At 29.5% G+C, this 21,003-nt stretch carries 20 protein-coding genes and 1 pseudogene; 11 read left to right on the top strand and 10 right to left on the bottom strand.

What is annotated here, in order from left to right:
* Nucleotides 1-164: 164 nt before the first annotated feature.
* From JL193_RS05025 to JL193_RS05005, 5 genes are all read left to right on the top strand, one after another.
* Nucleotides 165-2,363, top strand: a complete 2,199-nt coding sequence (locus JL193_RS05025) for a tetratricopeptide repeat-containing sensor histidine kinase (RefSeq protein ID WP_207972766.1) — start codon at nucleotides 165-167, stop codon at nucleotides 2,361-2,363.
* A 77-nt stretch (nucleotides 2,364-2,440) separates the two neighbouring features.
* Complete coding sequence (locus JL193_RS05020) at nucleotides 2,441-3,172, top strand: LytR/AlgR family response regulator transcription factor (protein ID WP_207973389.1); 732 nt, start codon at nucleotides 2,441-2,443, stop codon at nucleotides 3,170-3,172.
* Nucleotides 3,173-3,311: 139 nt separating this feature from the next.
* The gene (locus JL193_RS05015) at nucleotides 3,312-3,827 is read left to right on the top strand and encodes a gamma carbonic anhydrase family protein (protein ID WP_207972765.1); all 516 of its coding nucleotides are present in this window, start codon (nucleotides 3,312-3,314) and stop codon (nucleotides 3,825-3,827) included.
* A gap of 74 nt (nucleotides 3,828-3,901) precedes the next feature.
* A complete protein-coding gene (locus tag JL193_RS05010) occupies nucleotides 3,902-4,279 on the top strand; it encodes a hypothetical protein (protein ID WP_207972764.1) in 378 nt (125 codons plus the stop codon).
* Between the two features lie 200 nt (nucleotides 4,280-4,479).
* Nucleotides 4,480-4,686 (top strand): hypothetical protein, encoded by a 207-nt coding sequence (locus tag JL193_RS05005; protein WP_207972763.1) that lies wholly within the window; start codon nucleotides 4,480-4,482, stop codon nucleotides 4,684-4,686.
* A 404-nt stretch (nucleotides 4,687-5,090) separates the two neighbouring features.
* On the opposite strand, the gene JL193_RS05000 is transcribed toward JL193_RS05005, so the two are convergent.
* Both JL193_RS05000 and JL193_RS04995 read right to left on the bottom strand, forming a co-directional pair.
* A complete protein-coding gene (locus JL193_RS05000) occupies nucleotides 5,091-6,278 on the bottom strand; it encodes a pyridoxal phosphate-dependent aminotransferase (RefSeq protein ID WP_207972762.1) in 1,188 nt (395 codons plus the stop codon).
* Nucleotides 6,279-6,299: 21 nt separating this feature from the next.
* On the bottom strand, nucleotides 6,300-7,391 hold the full coding sequence (locus tag JL193_RS04995; RefSeq protein ID WP_207972761.1) for a fatty acid desaturase family protein: 1,092 nt from the start codon (nucleotides 7,389-7,391) through the stop codon (nucleotides 6,300-6,302).
* A 123-nt stretch (nucleotides 7,392-7,514) separates the two neighbouring features.
* Here JL193_RS04995 and rsmG point away from each other — a divergent pair, with 123 nt between their 5' ends.
* The gene (gene rsmG, locus JL193_RS04990) at nucleotides 7,515-8,144 is read left to right on the top strand and encodes a 16S rRNA (guanine(527)-N(7))-methyltransferase RsmG (protein ID WP_207972760.1); all 630 of its coding nucleotides are present in this window, start codon (nucleotides 7,515-7,517) and stop codon (nucleotides 8,142-8,144) included.
* Nucleotides 8,145-8,264: 120 nt separating this feature from the next.
* Nucleotides 8,265-8,450: a hypothetical protein gene (locus JL193_RS04985; RefSeq protein WP_207972759.1), complete on the top strand. Its 186-nt coding sequence runs from the start codon at nucleotides 8,265-8,267 to the stop codon at nucleotides 8,448-8,450.
* A gap of 266 nt (nucleotides 8,451-8,716) precedes the next feature.
* Here the strand turns inward: JL193_RS04985 and JL193_RS04980 are convergent, their stop codons facing one another.
* From JL193_RS04980 to JL193_RS04955, 6 genes and pseudogenes are all read right to left on the bottom strand, one after another.
* Nucleotides 8,717-9,019, bottom strand: a complete 303-nt coding sequence (locus JL193_RS04980) for a helix-turn-helix domain-containing protein (RefSeq protein ID WP_207972758.1) — start codon at nucleotides 9,017-9,019, stop codon at nucleotides 8,717-8,719.
* Nucleotides 9,003-9,278, bottom strand: a pseudogene (locus JL193_RS04975) (type II toxin-antitoxin system RelE/ParE family toxin); the annotation flags it as partial. The gene JL193_RS04980 and the pseudogene JL193_RS04975, both read right to left, overlap by 17 nt.
* 327 nt (nucleotides 9,279-9,605) lie before the next feature.
* The gene (locus tag JL193_RS04970) at nucleotides 9,606-10,994 is read right to left on the bottom strand and encodes a tetratricopeptide repeat protein (protein ID WP_207972757.1); all 1,389 of its coding nucleotides are present in this window, start codon (nucleotides 10,992-10,994) and stop codon (nucleotides 9,606-9,608) included.
* A 110-nt stretch (nucleotides 10,995-11,104) separates the two neighbouring features.
* Nucleotides 11,105-12,028 (bottom strand): glutaminase, encoded by a 924-nt coding sequence (locus JL193_RS04965; RefSeq protein ID WP_207972756.1) that lies wholly within the window; start codon nucleotides 12,026-12,028, stop codon nucleotides 11,105-11,107.
* A 94-nt stretch (nucleotides 12,029-12,122) separates the two neighbouring features.
* Complete coding sequence (gene lysS / locus JL193_RS04960) at nucleotides 12,123-13,820, bottom strand: lysine--tRNA ligase (RefSeq protein ID WP_207972755.1); 1,698 nt, start codon at nucleotides 13,818-13,820, stop codon at nucleotides 12,123-12,125.
* A gap of 349 nt (nucleotides 13,821-14,169) precedes the next feature.
* Nucleotides 14,170-14,670 carry a DUF456 domain-containing protein gene (locus tag JL193_RS04955; RefSeq protein ID WP_207972754.1) on the bottom strand — a complete coding sequence of 167 codons (501 nt, stop codon included), beginning with the start codon at nucleotides 14,668-14,670 and terminating at the stop codon, nucleotides 14,170-14,172.
* A 337-nt stretch (nucleotides 14,671-15,007) separates the two neighbouring features.
* Here JL193_RS04955 and JL193_RS04950 point away from each other — a divergent pair, with 337 nt between their 5' ends.
* Nucleotides 15,008-15,367 (top strand): BlaI/MecI/CopY family transcriptional regulator, encoded by a 360-nt coding sequence (locus JL193_RS04950; protein WP_207972753.1) that lies wholly within the window; start codon nucleotides 15,008-15,010, stop codon nucleotides 15,365-15,367.
* A gap of 309 nt (nucleotides 15,368-15,676) precedes the next feature.
* Here the strand turns inward: JL193_RS04950 and JL193_RS04945 are convergent, their stop codons facing one another.
* Both JL193_RS04945 and JL193_RS04940 read right to left on the bottom strand, forming a co-directional pair.
* Complete coding sequence (locus JL193_RS04945; RefSeq protein ID WP_243456875.1) at nucleotides 15,677-16,546, bottom strand: IS3 family transposase; 870 nt, start codon at nucleotides 16,544-16,546, stop codon at nucleotides 15,677-15,679.
* A gap of 26 nt (nucleotides 16,547-16,572) precedes the next feature.
* Nucleotides 16,573-16,884 (bottom strand): transposase, encoded by a 312-nt coding sequence (locus JL193_RS04940; protein ID WP_207970461.1) that lies wholly within the window; start codon nucleotides 16,882-16,884, stop codon nucleotides 16,573-16,575.
* Between the two features lie 121 nt (nucleotides 16,885-17,005).
* On the opposite strand from JL193_RS04940, the gene JL193_RS04935 reads away from it, so the two are divergent.
* The 3 genes from JL193_RS04935 (at nucleotide 17,006) to JL193_RS04925 (ending at nucleotide 20,811) form a co-directional block, all read left to right on the top strand.
* A complete protein-coding gene (locus JL193_RS04935) occupies nucleotides 17,006-18,301 on the top strand; it encodes a M56 family metallopeptidase (RefSeq protein WP_243456842.1) in 1,296 nt (431 codons plus the stop codon).
* On the top strand, nucleotides 18,302-19,558 hold the full coding sequence (locus tag JL193_RS04930) for a tetratricopeptide repeat protein (protein WP_207972751.1): 1,257 nt from the start codon (nucleotides 18,302-18,304) through the stop codon (nucleotides 19,556-19,558).
* Nucleotides 19,559-20,247: 689 nt separating this feature from the next.
* On the top strand, nucleotides 20,248-20,811 hold the full coding sequence (locus JL193_RS04925; protein WP_207972750.1) for an RNA polymerase sigma factor: 564 nt from the start codon (nucleotides 20,248-20,250) through the stop codon (nucleotides 20,809-20,811).
* Nucleotides 20,812-21,003: the final 192 nt, after the last annotated feature.

Here is a 21,003-nt window from a genome sequence, read left to right as displayed (position 1 = left end):
TTAAAGAAAAAAAGTAGAATGAGTAAACACAACTTTTCTTTGAGTGAACAAGCATAAAAGATTCGTAAACGATACAAAATGAGCTGTAAATACAAGAATTTTAAAACAAACACGTTTTTTTAGGTAATTTTTTGTGTGTATGTTTACAGCAATTATATTTCTAAATGAATTTTAAAAAACACATTATTTTATTACTTCTTTTTTTAAATGCCATGTTTTTTGCACAAGAAAAAAAGGGTCTTATAAAGGCAAAAGATTTTTTTGTAAAGGTAGTAGTAGAATCAGAAAAAACAGGGAATTTAATTACAAATGCAGATGTTTCGATTAACGGAAAACAGTTTCTATATTCAGATTTTTATAGGTGCTACAGAATAAAAGCAAAAGTAAATGACGAGTTGATAATCAGGCATCCCGATTTCGAAACGGTGTATTATGTTATAAAATCGAATGAAGAAATAAAAATTTTAGTCAAAGATTTTCCAGACGAAAATTATTCTATTTCCAAGCTTCGAAAAAGCAAAAAGCCTACAGATAATTTTTATTTGCAGTATTTAGATTCAGCAAAATATTACACAAAAAAAGACATCGAAAAGAGTTTAACTTTTATCGAAAAAGCCCTACAAGGCACTAATAGTAGAGAAAGAAATGCCACCACCTATAAAACGTTAGCCAATATTTATTTGTATTGGAAACAGTACGATTTAGCGGTTTACAATTACAAATTAAGCAATCAAATTTATAGAACAATAGATACCAGAATTAAGTTGGCAAAAGCGCAATTTCTATTGAAAGATTTCGAAGGCAGTAAAAATACACTCAAAAAACTAGAAACAGAAAAATTACGAAATTTCGAGAAAATTTTAGTGTTCGAAAGTTTAGGAGATATTGCTTTTAAAAATAAGAATTATACAGAAGCAAAAAAGAAATATCAACAAGCATTTAAAGTTGCAAAAAACAATAAGGTAACCTCTAAAATTACAGATTTAAGCTCTAAATTAGGCACTGTTTTTTCTGCTCAAGGAAATTTAAAACAAGCGAAATTAAGTTTTAAAAATTCTTTAAATTTTGCTGAAAAAGAAAATGAAACTCGTGTTTTAGAGGAAGAAGAAAAAGTAGCAGATTTTTTAAATTCCAATAAAAAATACGACGAAGAAATAGAACTTAGAAAAAAGAGTTTAGAAAAAACAAAATCTAAAAAAATACCGTCGAAAAGTGTTGAAAATGTAAAGTCAGATTCGATTACTTCACAAAAAATAAACTATAAAATAGGAAATGCCTATATTTTAAAAGAAGCGTATAAAGAAGCCATTCCGTTTTTAGAAAAAAGTAGAATAGATGCCAAAGAAAATAACGATATTGTTGTAGAAAAAGATGCGACTAGAAAAATATCGGAAGTTTTTGCAAATCTTGGAGAATACGACAAAGCTTTAAAAAATTACGAAAAATATGTGGCTTTGGTCGATTCTTTGTATGTTCGAAAAGAACAAGAAATTCAACAAGCAAAACGTTTGTCTAAAAAAATTGCCGACAACCAAAATAGAATTGCAAGTTTAGAAAAAGACAAAGAACTTACACAAAGTAAAATTAGTTTGGCGTACATAGACCAAAAATTATCCGAAGAAAGCAACCGCAGACAGCGACTAATTATTTACTCTTTAATTGGCGGTTTTTTATTGATGTGTTTATTGGCTTATTTTATGTACAGAACAAACAAACAGCAAAAACTGGCAAATAATTTATTGGCTTTAAAATCGATGCGTTCGCAAATGAATCCACATTTTATATTCAACGCTTTAAATTCTGTAAATAGTTTTATTGCTGTAAACGACGAGCGAAATGCAAACAGATATTTGTCGGAATTTTCGGTGTTAATGCGATCTGTTTTAGAAAATTCCGATGAAGATTTTATTTCATTAACAAAAGAAGTAGAATTGTTAGAATTGTACGTAAAACTAGAACACAATAGGTTTAAAGACAAGTTCGATTACCAAATAAATATCGATAAAAATATCGATTTAGACCAGTTTTTAATTCCGCCAATGTTGTTGCAACCTTATATAGAAAATGCAATTTGGCACGGATTAAGGTATAAAAAAGAGAAAGGAAATTTAGAAATATCCATCAATCAAAAAGATGCAGAAACCATTTCTATTTTAATTATAGATGATGGAATTGGAAGAAAACAGTCTCAAGAATTAAAAACGAAGAATCAGTTAAAACAAAAGTCTAAAGGAATGAGTACCATAAAAAACAGAATTGCGATTTTAAACGATATGTACAAAGACCGAATTTCTGTAGAAGTTTCGAACGTTTTAGAAACTGGAGAAGGTACAAAAGTAGCGTTGTTGTTAAAAAAAGTCTAAAGATAGAAGCTTAAAGTTGGAAGATTTTGAGCATTAAACTTCCAACATTAAGCTACGAACTTCTAACTATAAAATATATGAAACTAAAAGCCATAATTGTAGAAGACGAACACATAAGTAGAGAAATTCTACGCAATTATTTAGGCAAGTATTGCCCAAATGTAAAATTGTTAGGCGAAGCAAGCAATATCGAAGAAGCCTATAGTTTAATTAAAAAACACGAGTTAGATTTAGTGTTTTTAGATGTAGAAATGCCTTTTGGAAATGCCTTCGATTTGTTAGAAAAAGTAGAAAATAGAACCTTTGAAACCGTTTTTGTAACTGCTTACGACCATTATGCAATAGAGGCGTTAAACAATCATGCCAGTTATTATTTGCTAAAACCAATTTCGATAGACGAGTTGATAAAAGCCGTAAATATTGTTACAGAAATTAAAGAAAAAGAGAACGAATTGCAAGACCAAATATTGGCGCCAAAAACAAATTCTGCAACTGGTAAAATAACCATTCCACATCAAGAAGGTTTTGAAGTTTTAAACATTAACGATATTCTTTTTTGCAAAGCAGACGATAATTATACAGAAATTCATTTAGAAAATTCTAAAAAATTAGTGAGCAAAACTCTAAAATATTTCGAGGAAACTTTAAAAGAATATACCTTTGCAAGAATTCATAAATCGTATTTGGTAAACGTAAATGCCATTATTAAGTACAAAAAAGGAAAAGGAGGAAGCGTAATTGTTTCGAGTGGAAAAGAAATTTTGGTTTCTGCTTCTCAAAAAGCGAATTTGCTGTCGTATTTTAAATAAAGAAGTTATTCAACAGGAAGAAAACTCAAAACGAAAAATTCGAAGAAAAATATAAAAATTACCCAAAATTCTCGAAGAACAAAGTGTTTTATAAAAAATGTAAATTTAAATCTTGAACTTTAAACTTTAAACCTAAATCATGCCCATCATAAAAGCTGTAAACGGAAAATATCCACAAATACCAGAAGACTGTTTTGTGGCAGAAAATGCTACAATTCTTGGCGAAGTTTTTCTAGGAAAAGAATGTTCTATTTGGTACAATGCTGTAATTCGTGGCGATGTTCATTATATAAAAATTGGCCATAAGGTAAACATTCAAGATGGTGCTGTAATTCATGCAACATATCAAAAATCGCCAACCAACATTGGCAATAATGTTTCTATAGGACACAATGCAATTGTGCACGGTTGTACAATTCACGATAATGTTTTGGTAGGCATGGGATCTATTATTATGGACGATTGTGTGGTAGAATCGAACTCGATTATTGCTGCAGGAGCAGTTGTTACCAAAAATACGCATGTAAAAAGTGGTAGCATTTATGCAGGAGTTCCTGCCAAAAAAGTAAAAGATATTTCACAAGAACTCATTTCTGGAGAAATTAATAGAATTGCCAATAACTATGTAAAATATTCAAGCTGGTTTAAGGAGTAAGTTTTGGTAATTATTTAACGCACAGTTGCCAGTTTAGTCTTTACCTTTGTTTGTACAGTTTAAAAAAAATATTGATGAAACAGCATAAAAAAGCAGCTTTGGTTGGTCTCATATTCGTGTTGATATACTTTTGCTACGACATTTACCATATCATTAGAATAAGCAAAGGATTTAGTTTTGAAGAATCTTTGTTACCAGAACTTGTAATTCTTTTTATTAATCAATTATTACTTATTGCGCCTGCAGTGGTCTTATTTATAATTAAAAGCTTTAAAAAAAAGTACATTTTTGCGGTGTGGTTGTATCCGATTATTCTTGCTTTAGGTTTTATAAATATTTTAGTTTCTAATGATCCATTAGCAGCTGGGTTGCCAATGGTTTTTTTGGTATTTCCTGCTTGCATAATATTGGCCATTTTATATTTTTTATTCCGAGAAAAAGATAAATTCTAGCTTTAAAATCGATTTTTAAAAGAGGTAGTTTTGTTGTTTTGTAAAATTATTTTCACTTTTTTTTCTGATTGTCGTAAACTATAAATGCTACATAAATTAAATTTTGGCATTTTATAAAGAAATTAAAAATGTAACATTTTGTTTTTCTCGTCGTCTTCTAAATGTAATCAACAAAACAAAAATAGTTTAAATATACCATTATGAAATCGACAATCACACCTACACAATTTGAAAGAGGAATTTTAACATCTGTTTACAAACAAGATATAAAGAGCGGATTTGCAAAAACAAAATCTTTATGGAATGTAAAATCTTCTATTTTCCACCAAGAATGTATCGAAAGTCAAATAGGTGTTGTTTTAAGAGTTTCTCTTTTTGCAATCGCTATTATTATGATTTCTTTCTAAGGAGTACCCAATCAACCCAAAAAACACTCCATACATCAAGAAAGGCTTTGTTCTCTTTCTGTATAAAAGAATTCGTAATTTAGACCTCTCAAGATTTTAAAAATCTGTGAGGTCTTTTTTTTTAACAGGTAATAAATTAGCTTACAAGTAAGCTTGTGTGAAAGATTGTAGCAATTGTTTTGATCTGTTTTTTCTTTTTCAGAAAAAAAGCGAGTGCCTTTCGATTTCGCTCAAGATAAACTCTCAACCTGAGTTGAAAGGACACGCCCAAAACAAAAAAAATCCACCTTAAAAAAAGATGGATTTTATAATTTTATAAAAAAAGAGTTCTCGTGAACTTCGTTCGATACTTTCAATTAAAATATATTATATTTGAAAGTAATGCTCGAACTGACTTTGAACTTTTAACTCAATGCTTTTTTAATTCTTTTAATGGCTTCACGAATTTGTAATTCGGATGCTGCATAAGAAATTCGAATACAATTTGGCGCACCAAAAGCATCTCCTGTGACTGTGGCAACATTGGCATTTTCTAAGATAAACAAAGAAAAATCGCTTGCATTTTCAATTTTTGTGCCTTTAATAGTTTTACCAAAGAAAGCAGAAATGTCTGGAAAAACGTAAAACGCACCTTCTGGAACATTTACTTTAAAACCATCGATTTCTCTAAGTAAATCGATTACAATATCTCTACGAGTTTTAAACTCATCTACCATATACTGTATTTTTTCAACAGGCGCTAAAACAGCAGTAATTGCTGCTCTTTGGGCAATACAATTGGTTCCAGAGGTAATTTGCCCTTGCATTTTTGTACAAGCCTTTGCAATCCATTCTGGTGCTCCAATAAAGCCAATTCTCCAACCAGTCATTGCAAAACCTTTTGCCAAACCGTTTACAGTTATTGTTCGATGGTACATGCTTTCGATAGCCGCAAAACTAAATGGTTTCGAATTGTAATTTACGTGCTCGTAAATCTCGTCTGATAAGACATAAATTTGTGGATGTTTTTCTAAAACGGCTGCTAAAGCTCTGTATTCTGCTTCAGAATAAATCGTTCCACTTGGGTTATTTGGCGAATTGAAAAACACCATTTTTGTTTTTGGTGTGATTGCCGCTTCTAATTGTGCTGGTGTAATTTTAAAATCGTTTTCTATTGAAGAAGGAATTTCTACATATTTTGCTTCACATAATATTGCAATGGCAGAATAACTTACCCAATAAGGTGCTGGCAATAAAACTTCGTCTCCAGGGTTTAATAAAACCTGCGCAATGTTTGCAATAGACTGTTTTGCACCTGTAGAAACCACCACTTGGCTTGGTTTGTAATCTAAATTATTGTCGCGTTTAAACTTTACGCAAATTGCTTCTTTCAGTTCTGCATAACCATCTACTGGAGAATACGAATTGTAGTTTTGATTGATGGCTTCTATGGCAGCATCTTTAATAAAATCTGGTGTATTAAAGTCGGGTTCTCCCAAACTTAAACCAATAATGTCTTTTCCTTCTGCTCTTAATTCTCTTGCTTTGGCAGCCATTGCTAAAGTTTGAGAAACGGGTAAACTGTTAATTCTGTCCGATAATGGATGTTTCATTGTACTATTTAGTTGTTTTATTTATGCTAATTCTGGTTTTTGACCTAAAACGCCCAAATGTCTAAAGTGCTCTATAATTGCTTTGCGCATTGTTTTGTATTCGTTGTAAGGCAAATTAAACTCTTGTGCTGTTTCTTTTACAATTTTAGCTAATTTATTATAATGTACATGAGAAATATGCGGAAAAATATGATGTTCAACTTGATGATTTAAACCTCCTGTATAGAAGTTTACCAACCAATTCGTAGGTGCAAAGTTAGAGGTGGTATATAACTGGTGGACTGCCCAAGTGTGTTCTAAATTACCATCTTTGTCTGGAAGTGGCATTTCTGTATTGGGTACAATGTGTGCCAATTGAAAAACCAAACTTAAAATCATCCCAGCTGTATAGTGCATTACAAAGAAACCTAAGAGAACTTTCCACCAAGCAACGTCTAAAACCAACAATGGTAAAACAATCCAAAGTGCATAATAAACAATTTTAGAAATTACCAGTTTTGTCCACTCTACTTTAGGATTGGGAAATTTACCATAAGATAATTTGCGTTTTAAATACCTGTGCATTTGTTTAATATCTGTGGTTATTGCCCAGTTAATAGTTAATAACCCGTATAAAAATATCGAATAATATTTTTGAATTTTATGAATTGGAAACCAAGAAGAGTGTTGAGAAAAACGAATGATTCTACCAGCATCTATATCTTCATCATGGCCTTCTACATTGGTAAATGTGTGGTGCAAAACGTTGTGTTGCACTTTCCAGTTATATACGTTTCCTGCAAGAATATAAATACTGCTTCCCATTAATTTGTTTACCCATTTTCTTTTCGAAAAAGATTCGTGGTTTGCATCGTGCATTACATTCATACCAACTCCAGCCATTCCAATTCCGGTAATTACCATCAGCAAAACCATAGCCCATTGAGGCATAGAAACTGTTAATATTAAAATAAACGGAATTAAGAAAAGCGAAAACATAATAATTGCTTTGGTGTACAATTTCCAGTTTCCTGTTCTTTTTAGATTGTTCTCTTTGAAATAATTGTTTACTCTTTTATTTAGAGTTCTAAAGAATTTGGCTTTATCTACTCTAGAAAAATTTATTGTTTTCATTAATTGTTTTAAAAATAAGTTACAAAAATAATCTTTTTGAATTTGCTTTATATGATAAACGTCAGCTTTTGTTGCCAATTGTTTGTTAAGTATAACTATTTTTGCACTTTAAATGTTATATAGATGGATATTATTCACAAATATTTTAAAAATTTATCAGAAACGCAAATTCAGCAATTGGGTAAGTTGCAAGAGTTGTACCAAGATTGGAATTTGAAAATAAATGTGGTTTCTAGAAAAGATATCGACGAATTATACTTGCGTCATGTTTTACATTCTTTAGGAATTGCAAAAATTGTTAGTTTTAAACCAGGTTCTAAAGTAATGGATGTGGGTACTGGAGGTGGTTTTCCAGGAATTCCTTTGGCCATTTTGTTTCCAGAAACGCAGTTTCATTTGGTAGATTCTATCGGAAAAAAGATTAAAGTGGTAGATGAAGTTGTGGCTGGTTTGGGTTTAGAAAATGTAAAAACCACCAATAGTAGGGTAGAAGAAATAAAAGATACCTACGATTTTATTGTGAGTAGAGCTGTAGCGCAAATGGAAACCTTTGTGGGGTGGACCAAAGGAAAAATCAGTAAAAAACAAAACCACGATATTAAAAACGGAATTCTATATTTAAAAGGTGGAGATTTAACTGAAGAATTACAAAAATATACTTCTGCAACCATTTACGATTTGCCCAATTATTTTGATGAACCTTTTTTTGAAACTAAAAAAGTGGTGCATTTAGGGATGAAGTTTAAGGGATAATTTTTGCAAACCACTCAAATTTAGCCTCATATCCTATTATTTGTTGTTCATACGATGCTGAGGTTTAGAGATTTTCTTTCTTTTTTATAGTTTTACTTTTCAACGAAAAAAAGGAAGGAAATGAATTTAAAAAGAACATTTGGAGCAGTATTAACCACATTAGGAATTATAGGATTAATCTACACAGGATATATGGTTTTACAAGGTGGAGGAGAAATTACATCTATGATTGTATTTGGGATTTTAGGTTTTATCTTTTTTGCTTACGGAATTAGCTTGCTAAGAACAACTAAAGATAAGGCTTAATATTAGCTCTTAAAAGATATTCATAAAAACAAGAATCTTTTTGAGATTTCTGTTTTTTGATTTTCGTTAATGTGTTTTATATAAAAAGTAGCGATAACTTTTCGGATGATACACAAGCCGAATTTTTAAATTGTACTATATTACTTTTTTGTTGGAAATCGTTAAATTTAAAAATTTGATGGACTTGCAAACACACCCTAACTTTGATTGAGCAACTAATTAGCAGTGAGCGATATAGTTATTTCGATTATTGTTTTTAGCTCGAGTTAAATATTCAGCGATAATTTCAAGCTTCCACCCAATCCTTCTCGGATAATTCTCATCAAAGTAGAAAGTCGAATATCACTTGCGTTATTTTCAATTCGGGAAATATAACTTTTAGTCGTTCCGACTTTATCTGCAAGTTGTTGTTGGGTTAGATTTTTGCTTTTTCTTGCTTCTTGAATCAAAACACCAATCTTAAAAGCTTCAAACTCTTCTTGGAATTTTTCTCTACTGTCAGTACCTTTTTTTCCGTATTTGGCGTCTAAATGGTCGTCCCAATTCGTAACGTTATTTTTTGTCTTCATAATACTCTTTTTTTAGTTTTTCAGCTCTTTTTAATTCCGATTTAGGTGTTTTTTGCGTTTTCTTTTGAAATCCACTTAACAGAATAACCAAATTTCCTTTGTCAAAAAAACAAAATATTCTAAAAATTCCTTTATTCGCAGACACTCGCATTTCCCAAAGGCCATCTGTGTTAGTTAGGTGCTTTAAAAATTTGTTAGGAACAATTTTGGTTGTTTGAACCATTGTTACAGTCCAATCAATTTTGTCCTGTACATTTTTGTCTTGCGTATTATAAAAATCTCAAAAATGGTTTTTATAAATTTCAATTTTCCGTTTAAATTTGCTCAATTCTGCTAAGTACTGAATTTAACACAAAGTTAGCTAATTAGATAACATTAGGCAAGTTTTATTCTAGAATTTTAGATTCGAAGACGAATTTCCGGGTATTTAATGGCAACTTAATACACTCACAATATCTTTTTAGTGATTTATAAAAAAGTAAAAAAGAAAATAGTTGAGATACTTTTATATCGTGAATTTTGATTGAAAGTAGTAAGTTCTTCAATTTTATTGAAAGTAGTAACAGAATTTTACAATTTGATAAAATTAATTTTTAATAATTTTGAAAGTATTTTTTACTTGTGTTTTATTGTCTAAAGTTATAAAAGTATAAAGTCCTTTTGGTAATTCAGAAATATTAAAATCTACTTTTTTTGAGACACCTTGTTGAATTACATTAGTATTGTAGTCGAGTATTTTATATCGAAAATGATCGGAAGAATAATTTTTAATAGTAAAATTAGTGCTTACAGGGTTAGGGCTTAGGTAAGGTAAATCGGCTAAACTTGGTAATGGTTTTGCTATTGTATAGTTGATGGAATTTTCTAAATAATAATTTAAATCGTTAGAATCATATTTTTGAGTGTAGTTTAATTCTTTTGCTTTGTTTAAATATTTAAGAGATTTCTCGAACTCCCCTAATTCATTATATATAACTCCTAAATTTTTATTTGCATAAGAATTTTCTTTATTAATTTTTAAAGCTTCTTCTAAATCTGTAATTCCTTCATCAGTTCTATTTAATTTGTGTAATATAAAACCTCTAATGGTTCTAATATCTAATTCGGCTTTACCGTCTCCAAATTTATTTAAATTAGCTTCTTTTTCGAAGGCTAAATTTATAAATTCCAGTGCTTTTTCATAATCTTGAAAATCGGAATAAATAGCGCCCAAAATCCAATTAGAAAAAGCATGCTTTTTCCATTTTTCTTTCACTTTATTAAAGTAGGTTATTGCTAATCTATAAGATTTAATTTGAAATAAATAAGCACCTAAATTATACTTATAAGTATAATTTTCTGGAAATTGATCTATTGCTTTTAATTTATAGTGAATTGCTAAATCTTCATTTTCAAATTCAGCAAAAATAGCACCTAATTGACTATATAAATCACTTTTAAGTTTTGGAGAAACTTTTTCTCGAACACTTTTTCGATGTATAAATCTCTCTGCATTTTGAAAGTCCTGCAGAGCTAAAAAAGTATTTCCCAATCTTTTTCTGGCAACAGCTCTTATATAAAAATCTTTTAAAGTTTTAGGATTAAATTCAGTTCTTTTATTAATACCTTTTAAAGTATTAATATTATTGCGAACTTTTTTCTTGTTCTTTTGATTAAATTCTAAAGCGAAATCATTTCTATTTACAAGTTTACCATTCTTAAATTCCCAAGTAACTATTTTTTTATTTTTATCGTTAAATTGAAAACAGTTTCCGTGAATTTTTTCATCATTATTATAATAGAAAATTTCTTTTTTGTTCCCAGAAAGATAATACGTTTTTAAGCTATCTAATTTATTATCATCGCCAAACCAACTTTCTATAGAAACAATACTATCTTTAAAATAACCCCTAACAACTTTGTTTTCTTGCGAAAGTGAGTTTAAGTGTAGTAACAGAAAAAATATAAATAAGAAGATTTTATTTTTTTGCAACATATTTTGTGTGTTAATTTTCTGGTATTTAAGTAAATAGTTGATTTTTTTATATTTTACCTCTATTAATGTAGGAAAAGTTCTTCAATTTTATTGAAACTGACAAATTAGTTTTAAAAAATAGAGCAAGCTGTTTTTGTTGTAAAATGCTCTAAAAACAACATTCCTTTGTAAGAGTTTCCTTTTTTATTTAATTTTGGGCTCCAAACTGCAATACAAAATCCATTTGGATGAATCGCGACAATTCCTCCACCAACACCACTTTTTCCAGATAAGCCAACTCTAAAAGCAAACTCACCAGACTCATCATAAAAACCACAAGTTAGCATAATTGCATTAATTCTCTTTACTTGGCTTTTTGTAATTACTCTTTTTTCTTTGTGGGTTTTAAAGTTATTATCTGCTAAAAACAAAAATATTTTAGATAATTCTTTGCAGCTCATCTCTAAAGAGCAGATATAAAAATAGAAGTCTAAGACTTTATCGACATTATTTTTTATATTACCAAAAGACTTTATAAAATTACACAGAGCGACATTTCTAAAACCTGTATTTTTTTCTGACTTGGCTACTTTTTCGGAATAATTTAATGTAGCATTGTTTGATAATTCTCTGCAAAAAGCTAAAAATTCTTCTTTTGGGTTTTCTAAATGGCTTATTAAAACATCGCAAACTACAATGGCGCCTGCATTTATAAATGGGTTTCTTGGAATTCCGTTGTCAGATTCTAATTGTTGTAACGAATTAAAAGGGTTTCCAGAAGGTTCTACATCTACTCTTTGCCATAATTTTTCGCCTTCTAGTTTATAGGCCAAAGCAAGGGTTAGTATTTTAGAAATACTTTGTATAGAAAATTTTTCTTCGAAATTGCCAATACCAAAAGTTTCGTTATTTATTTTAGTGATGTGTATGCCGAAATTATCCGCAGAAACACTTCCTAATTCTGGAATATAATTAGCTACCTTACCAATGTCTTCGACATTTTTTATGTTGGAATAAATTTCCGTAATTATTTTTTGATATTCTTTTATTTGCATTTTGTAAACTTACTAAAAGCGAAGTTAGTTTTTTTAAACAAAAAAAGGAACTACATTTCTGTAATTCCTTTTCATCTTATACTTTAAAAAACTTTTACAAAGCTTCCACAAACAAACCTTCGTTTGTTTTAGAAACTTTCGCAACTTCTTTTTTAGTTAAACCTTTAATGGTTTTGTCCCATTTTTTGTTAGACAAGCCCGATTGCGTTTTTAACTCGTTTAAATCTATTTTCTCTACTTTTGCAATCATTGCCAAGACTGTTTTTTCTTCGTCATTTAACTCGACAGAAGGCGTTTTTTTCTCAGGACGCATTTGTGGGAAAAATAATACTTCTTGTATAGATTGGTTGTTGGTTAAAAACATAATTAACCTATCCATACCAATTCCCATTCCTGATGTTGGAGGCATACCATATTCTAAAGCACGTAAAAAATCGTAATCTATAAATTCGGTAGCTTCATCATCTCCTTTTGCAGCTAATTTTAACTGATGTTCAAAACGTTGGCGTTGGTCAATTGGGTCGTTTAATTCTGAATAGGCATTGGCAATTTCTTTACCACAAACCATTAATTCGAAACGTTCTGTTAGTTCTGGATTGTCTCTATGTTCTTTACACAGTGGAGACATTTCTTTTGGGTAATCTGTAATAAAAGTTGGTTGAATGTAGTTTCCTTCGCATTTCTCGCCGAAAATTTCATCAATTAATTTTCCTTTTCCCATGGTTTCATCCACTTCGATATGCATCGATTTTGCTGCGGTTCTAATTTCATCCTCAGTTTTATCATAAATATCAAAACCTGTAAATTCTAAAATAGAATCGCGCATAGAAATTCGTTTGTAAGGCGCTTTAAAGTTAATTTTATGTTCGCCAAAAGTAGCTTCTGAAGTTCCGTTTACAGCAATGGCACAATGTTCTAACAAGCGTTCACAAAAATCCATCATCCAATTGTAATCTTTGTAAGAAACATAGATTTCCATGGCTGTAAATTCAGGATTATGTGTTCTGTCCATTCCTTCGTTTCTAAAGTTTTTCGAGAATTCGTAAACTCCATCGAAACCACCTACAATTAACCGTTTTAAATACAGTTCGTTGGCAATTCTCATATACAAAGGAATGTCTAACGAATTGTGATGCGTAATAAAAGGTCTTGCTGCAGCACCTCCAGGAATGGGCTGTAAAACCGGGGTTTCTACTTCGAAATAACCCGCGTTATTAAAAAAAGAACGCATGGCATTAAATAATTTTGTACGTTTTATAAAAACCTCTTTTACGTGCGGATTTACCACTAAATCTGCATAACGTTGTCTGTAACGTAATTCGGGATCGTTAAACTCGTCAAAAGTATTGCCTTCTGCATCTGTTTTTGGTAAAGGTAAGGGTTTTAATGCTTTAGAAAGTAACTTAAAGCTTTTTACCATTACTGTTTTTTCGCCTACTTTAGTAGTAAAAAGTGTTCCTGTAATTCCTATAAAATCACCAATATCTAATAGTTTTTTATAAACCTCGTTGTACAAAGTTTTGTCTTCACCTGTACAAATTTCATCACGATTAAAATACACCTGAATTCTTCCTTCACCATCTTGTAACTCTGCAAAAGAAGCTTTCCCTTGAATTCTACGCGACATTAATCTACCAGCAATAATTACCTGTTTACCTTCAGAAAAGTGCTGTTTTATTTCTTTTGAATTTGAATCGATTGGAAACAAATCTGCAGGATAAGGGTTGATGCCCAAATCTCTTAATTTTACAAGCTTTTCTCTACGTACAACTTCTTGTTCTGATAATTGCATTTTGTATGGTATTAGGTTCTGTTTTTATAAAGGTTGCAAAGATACAATCTATAAAAGAATTAGGCAATTGGCGGTATTAATAAAATGCAGATTATTATTTGCGGAAATACGAAATCGTTGTATATTTGCATGCTACTTTTTGTTGAAGTAGCATTTAGTTGTGTTGTTTGGCACTTTAGAAAAAGTGTCTTGGTTTTGTTAACCAATGGAAAGCTTCCCTTAAAAGGGTCGCTTTTTTTGTTTAAAAGAGTTTTTATTTCTTGGTATTTCCGTTTTTACTTGAATAACAGTTTTAGGGCAAATCCCTAGGCATCGCTTCGAGGATTTTTTTGGTTAAAAACAGTGAAAATTAAAAGAAATCTCCTTTAAATTGCCAAAACTTCATTAAAAATAAAATAACAAAAACCACAGCCACAGAAAATTTAATGGTTGCAGAAGCTAGCAATCCAATAAAAGAGCCGAAAGAGGCTTTTATTGCTCTGTTGGTGTCTTTACTATCGTATATTAATTCGCCTATAAGAGCTCCAAAGAAAGCGCCAATTAAAATACCAAAAGGAATAGGGGTAAGCAAACCAATAACTAAACCTATTGTGGTTCCATAAACGCCATATTTACTTCCACCAAAACGCTTGGTTCCAATTGCAGGAATTATATAATCGAGCACCCAAATAAGAACGGCAACGCCTAAGGTAATTCCTAAAAAATTCCAATTCATTGGTATTACAGATGTAAAATGCAGTACCAATAAACCAATCCAACCTGTTAAAGGACCAGGTAAAATGGGTAAAAAAGAGCCTACTATACCTAATAATACTAATATAAAACCAATAAAAAGCAAAAGAATATCCATAGTTTATTTTAATTGTAAGACGAAAATACAAAACCTTTGTTACATATTTTTAACTAAAAAATTAGTTTAAACTAATTTTTTAGTTATATTTGTGTGGTTAAAAAAAAAATTATGCAAAAAATAGTTCTTCAAGCGTTGTTATTGATAACCATTTTTATTGTAAAATTTGGTAAGGGAAAATAACCGTTTTTGGAGAAGCAGCAGTGTTTACAGCGCAAACACTAACGAATAATTCTGGGACGTTTAAGTTTGGTTTTCACGCAGAAAGCGCTCCTAATAACATTCGATTTATAAGAAATTTAATGTATTGGTTAAGTAAAAAATAAACATCTAAAAAATGAACAAACAATTAACAAAAGCAGAGGAGCAGATAATGCAGGTTTTGTGGGATTTAGAAAAAGCTTCTGTAAAAGAGGTTATCGATAAATTGCCCAAACCAAAACCCGCTTATAATACTGTTTCTACGATTATAAGAATTTTAGAAAATAAAGAATTTGTAGCTCATAAAGCTGTAGGTAGAGGTTTTATTTATTATCCAATAATCGATAAAGAAACCTATAGCAACCAAAGTTTACACAAATTAATGAACGGTTATTTTAACGGCTCGTTTAAAAGTATGGTTTCCTTTTTTGTAAAAGAAAATAAAATGGATGTTAAAGAATTAGAAGCAATTTTAAAAGAAGTGAATAAGAAGTAGTAAGCAGTAGGCAGTAGGCAGTGGGCAGTTTGAAGTGGGCAGTTGGCAGTAGGCAGTAGGCAGTAGGCAGTAGGCAGTAATCAGTTGGCAGTAGGCAGTGGGCAGTGGGTAGTTTATAGTAGGCAGTCTAAAACCCTGTGTTTTTATATTCGTATAAAAAATGTACTGACTTAAAGTCTTTTTGAGGAAAATTTAAAAAACAAAAAACAATGATAAATTATATAATTCAAGTCATTTTATTTCAAATGCTATTCTTGGCTGTTTTGACCCCTATAAAACAAGAGTAATCTTTTAAATTTCGATTATTAATTAAGCTGTTAATTTATTTCTTCTAATAAGGTGTTTATCTTGACTCCATTTTTCCATTGGAGTTATTCGTCCTAATAGACCATGGATCCTTCTATTATTGTAAAATTTCACGTAGCGTTTTAGTATTTGCTCTATTTCTCCAAAATATTGATAATCGAACCTTTTGAATACTTCTTTTTTTAATATTCCGTGGTATGCTTCAATATGTGCATTCTCTTCTGGAGTCGCAATGTGTGTAAATTCTTGTTGTACTCCGATTAATCCTAAATATTCACGCACTTTTTTTGCTATAAATTGACTGCCATTATCACTCCTAATAACTACATTATTGGGATAATCACAATCTTCAAACAATGCAGATAATAGCGCTATTACGTGATTTTGTTTGATATTAAAGGAAAAATAGTCTTTCAATATTCTACGTGTGTGAACGTCAATAACCGAGAGTAAATAAGCGTTTTTACCTACACTTGGTATCCAAACCATCTTTATATCCATCTCTAAACACTCCAAAGGTCTAGAAGTATAAACCTTTCTAAACTTTACAAATTTACGTCCAGAACCACTTCTATCTATCCTATTGTCAAGCTTCAACAGACCTTCTTCCTTCATAATTCTATATAGCTTTTTATGGTTTATAGTATAGCCGTCTCTATTTAAATAACTGGTCATTAATCTATAGCCACAATCTATAAATTCATCCTTTAAAACCTCTTTAATAGCTGCAACTACGTCATCCTGCAATACCAGGCCTTTAGTCTTGTGAAAGGTCTCTTTAGTTGGCTTATTTCCTTTTTTACCACCACTAGGCTTTCTATAATAGCTACTTGACACAATACCTACCATTTTGATAATCTTACTCTTGCTAATTTTATGTTTTTTATATATAGCGTCTACTAGATCTTTCTTGGATCGGACGTTCCAAACTTTTTTTTTAAAAGTTCTCGTTGCACTTCAAGTTCTATTTCTCTATCGCTTAGTAATTTTCTTAAAACACGATTTTCTTGTTCGGCTTCTTTAAGTTCTTTGCTTTTAGTGTCATAGGTAACTTTTAAACCAGCTTCACCTTTGTGCTCAAACTTTTTCCGCCAACTGTAGAAAGTACCTGTGCTTACACTGTATTTTCGGCAGGCTTCAACAATGCCGATTTCTTCTGAAACTGATAGTATTTCTAACTTCTGTGCTAATGTCCATTTCTTGTATTTCATATCTCAAATATATTTATTTGAAATTTAAAATATCACTCCGAATTAATAAGGGGCTAAAGTATTGGCTTTGTATGATTTTATATTAAGTAAAGAAACATTTTTTGTAAAAAATCGATGGTATTTGTTAAGTACACCAATTTTATCCTTTTTATTGCCATTGGTAAAAATACCCACCTTTAAAAAAGCAGTTCCGCAAGAATTTATTATTTATTTACCAGAAATAGTTTTATCTCCGCAGAAAGTAATTCAAGAAGCTTCTTGGTACCAAAGTATTAATTACATAGATGTTTTTTTGGGTATTGGTTTTATTGTTTTTAGCATTTTTTTTATCGCTAAATTATTACAAATTATACATCTTATAAAAACTCATAAATTAATTAAAAAAGAAGGATTTACCTTGGTTATCATTGCTAATAAAACCAAAGCTTTTTCCTTTTTTAATTATATTTTTTTAGGGGAAGAAATTCCAGAAACTCAACGACCTCAAATTATAGCCCACGAATTAGTGCACAGCAAGCAGAAACATTCTTTAGACTTATTGTTTTTCGAATTTTTAAAAATTGCAATGTGGTTTAATCCAATAATTTTTTTATATCAGAAAAGAATAAGGCTTTTACATGAATACATTTCAGACGAAGTTGCCACCAAATTACTGCCAAAAGAAAATTACATTAACCATTTATTATCGAACTTTTTTCAAGTTGAAAACATTGCGTTTATCAACCAATTTTACAAACAAACATTTATAAAAAAAAGAATTATTATGATCACAAAGAAACAGTCAAACAAAATAAATCAACTAAAATATTTATTATTAATTCCTGTATTAATAAGCATGCTTTTTTATACTTCGTGTTCTGATTCTCCAGAAATTATCGAAAATGAAACTTTAGAAAATTTATCTTCAGACTTAGAAGTTGAAAGATTATTAAGAGAGAATCAATTATTAAAAGATTCATTAATCAAAATTAAAAAACAAGTAGAAATTCGATCTAATTTAAAACGTTTTTCAAAAAATAACATGTTAGAAAATTATAAAAATTTTACTAATAAAGAAGAAATTTCTTTTATGAAAATTGATAAAGCACCTACTTTTCCAGGTTGTGAGTCTGGAGATAAAAACTGTTTTTCTAAAATGGTACAAAAACATTTTAGCAAAAACTTTGATGCGAAATTGCCTAATCAACTAAATTTAAGTTCAGGAAGAAAAAGAATTTTTATCATGTTTAAAATAGATAAAGATGGAAATGTGGTAGAGGTAAAGGCGAGAGCTCCACACGAAAAAATAAAAGAAGAAGTGCTAAGAGTTATGCAATCTTTACCAAAAATGATTCCAGGAGAACAAGATGGTAAACCAGTGGCTGTTAAATATTCCATACCTTTTGTTATTGCAGTTGAAGGAAATAATAAAAATTAGATGAAAAAGAAAATTTTAATTGCATGCTTATTTTTTACCATTTTAAAAGTGCAAGCTCAATCTTCAATTTTTTCTGCAGTAGATAGTTTGTTCGAAAAAGGAAGGTATCAATTGGCTTTAAAAGAATTGGCAAAAATAGAGGCTTCTTTTATCTCTAATTACAAAACAGCAACAATTTACGAATCGATAGATAATTATAAGAAAACTGCCTATTTTTTAGAAAAAGCCTTAGAATTTCAAGACGACGAGCAAGCCAAACTAAAATTGGCAAAAGCCTATCAAAGACTTAAAAAGCCAAGTAAATCCATAAAAATTTACAAAGAAATTACTGCCAAAGATTCTTTAAATTTAGTACTAAAATATCAATTAGGAAAACTATATTTAATTACAAATAACGCTACAAAAGCGGTTAAATTATTTAAAGATTTAGTAAAAAAAGACTCTTTAAATGCCCATTATTCTTATCAATTGGCTTTGGCCTATGCAAAAAGAAATGATACCAATAGAATGATAAATAGTTTTATAGATACTTTCGAAAAAGACACCACTCACTTAAAAGCAATTGCGCATTTAGCGTCGAGTTTTCAAAAATTAAATAAGATTGATTCTACAAAGCTATTTATAGAAAAAGGATTGAAATTGGATAAAAACCATATCCGTTTAAATAAATTAAAAATCAACCAATTATATAGAGAAGAGAAATATAAAGAAAGTATTCCTCTACTTTTAAATTTAGACACAATAGATAAAAAAGACACCTATGCTACCTCTATGTTGGGTAGAACTTATTACAATTTAGATAGCTTAAAAATAGCTAAAAAATATTTTAAAAAGGTATCTTTTTTAGATAAAGAAAACTATAAAGCTTATACCTATTTGGGGCATATTGCTATGAAAGAGAACGATTATAAAAATGCACAATTCTTTTACAGATTGTCAACTTTTATAGGAAAAAAGAAAAGAGATGAAGAGTATTTTGGGTTGGCAACCATGTATTATGAAACGAAACAGCCAAAAAATGCACTTATAAATTTCGAAAAGGCCTACAAAGAGAATAGAAAAAATTATAAAGCATTATACCAATTAGCAAAAATTTCTGACGACTATTATAAAGATAAAAAAATAGCATATAGACATTATATAAAATACATGGATCATTTTCAAGATAAAGATACAGAGATAACAAATTTTATAAAAAGGAGAATTGCAGAAATTAAAAAAGATTATTTTCTAAAAGGAGAAAAGTTAGACGATTAATATCGTTAAAATTTAGTAATTTTACGCTCTTATTTTCAAACAATAAGAGCGTTTTTTTTTGCCATAATGATGAATATTTACTTCCTTTTTTAAAGTAACTATTTGTTATAATTTATGAATTGAAATTAAGAAAAAAAAAGATGATGATTTTTTTACAGTAAGCGAAAAAAGACGTTTTATTACGGTAAAATTGGATTAAGATATTATTTTTAGTAGAAGAATTACAGGAAACTTCAGGAGTATTTATTGTTTTCTGATAAAAAAAACTAAGTTATATGTTAAGATGTTACTCTTAGTACACAATTAATTTAGATATATTAGTCTAAGTTCTGCATAAAAATTAGATATAAGACACATAATCATCTTAAAATCAAAAATTTATCAGTTTTAGCTCAATCTTAAAACTAGAATTTCAAATAAATCTCGATTACGCTCGACTTGATATTTGAATTAATATATTGATAGTGAGTAGTGTAATGGATAAATTTCCTCGAACTCACGTTAAAAGAATTGCTAAAAAAAGTAGGTAAATCATTACTTATTTAAAATATTTATTATTCGATAGTAAATTTATTTTTTTTTATCATGTTAATATTAACTACTTTTCGCGTCACTTTGTAAGAAGTTTACTCACACATATTGTTTTTTAATTAAATAAAATATTTACTTTTCAATATTTTAAAGTTATCATGGATAATAACCTCATAATAAAGCAACTAAAGAATAAAGATAAAAAGGTCTTTAGAAATTGCTATGAGTTATATTTTGAAGATTTGGTGCTTTATGCAAATAAATATGTGTACGACTTTTCTATAAGTGAAGATATTGTTCAAGAGGTTTTTGTACAACTTTGGATGCAAGCAAACACTATAAATATTAAGGTTTCTTTTAAATCTTATATTTATAAAATGGTAAAAAATAGAAGTTTAAATTATTTAAAGTCAGTTAAAATTGTCGATACCGAAAATTATATAGAATTAAGTAATTTAATAGTTAGTGATCTTGATGTTTCTGATTTTTCGGAAGAAGAGAGAGAAGCAAAATATCAAAAAATTATGCAGGTGGTACAAACAATGCCAAAAAAAATGCAAAAGATTTTTAAACTAAAATTTATAGAAAATTACAAGTATAAAGAAATAGCAGACGAACTAAATATTTCTATAAATACAGTAAAAACTCAACTGAAAAGGGCTAAAGTTAAGTTTGATAAATCTTTAATACTATTTTTACTATTCCTATTCTTAAATAATTAATGAATTTTAGATAATCTTGCTCGAAATTAATTACCTGTTGTGCATTTTTACTTAAAAATATGCAAAAATTGTCGTTAGTTCGAGTGATTTTGAGGATCGAAAAATGGTATCAAGAACTATTTAAAAAACTAAAATTTTTATTCTCTACACCAATTTTATTCATTTTAATCGTAAGATTTCCTCGAATTGACA

Source organism: Polaribacter batillariae, from assembly GCF_017498485.1.
GTDB lineage: Bacteria > Bacteroidota > Bacteroidia > Flavobacteriales > Flavobacteriaceae > Polaribacter > Polaribacter batillariae.
This window is presented reverse-complemented; position numbering and strand designations above follow the sequence as displayed.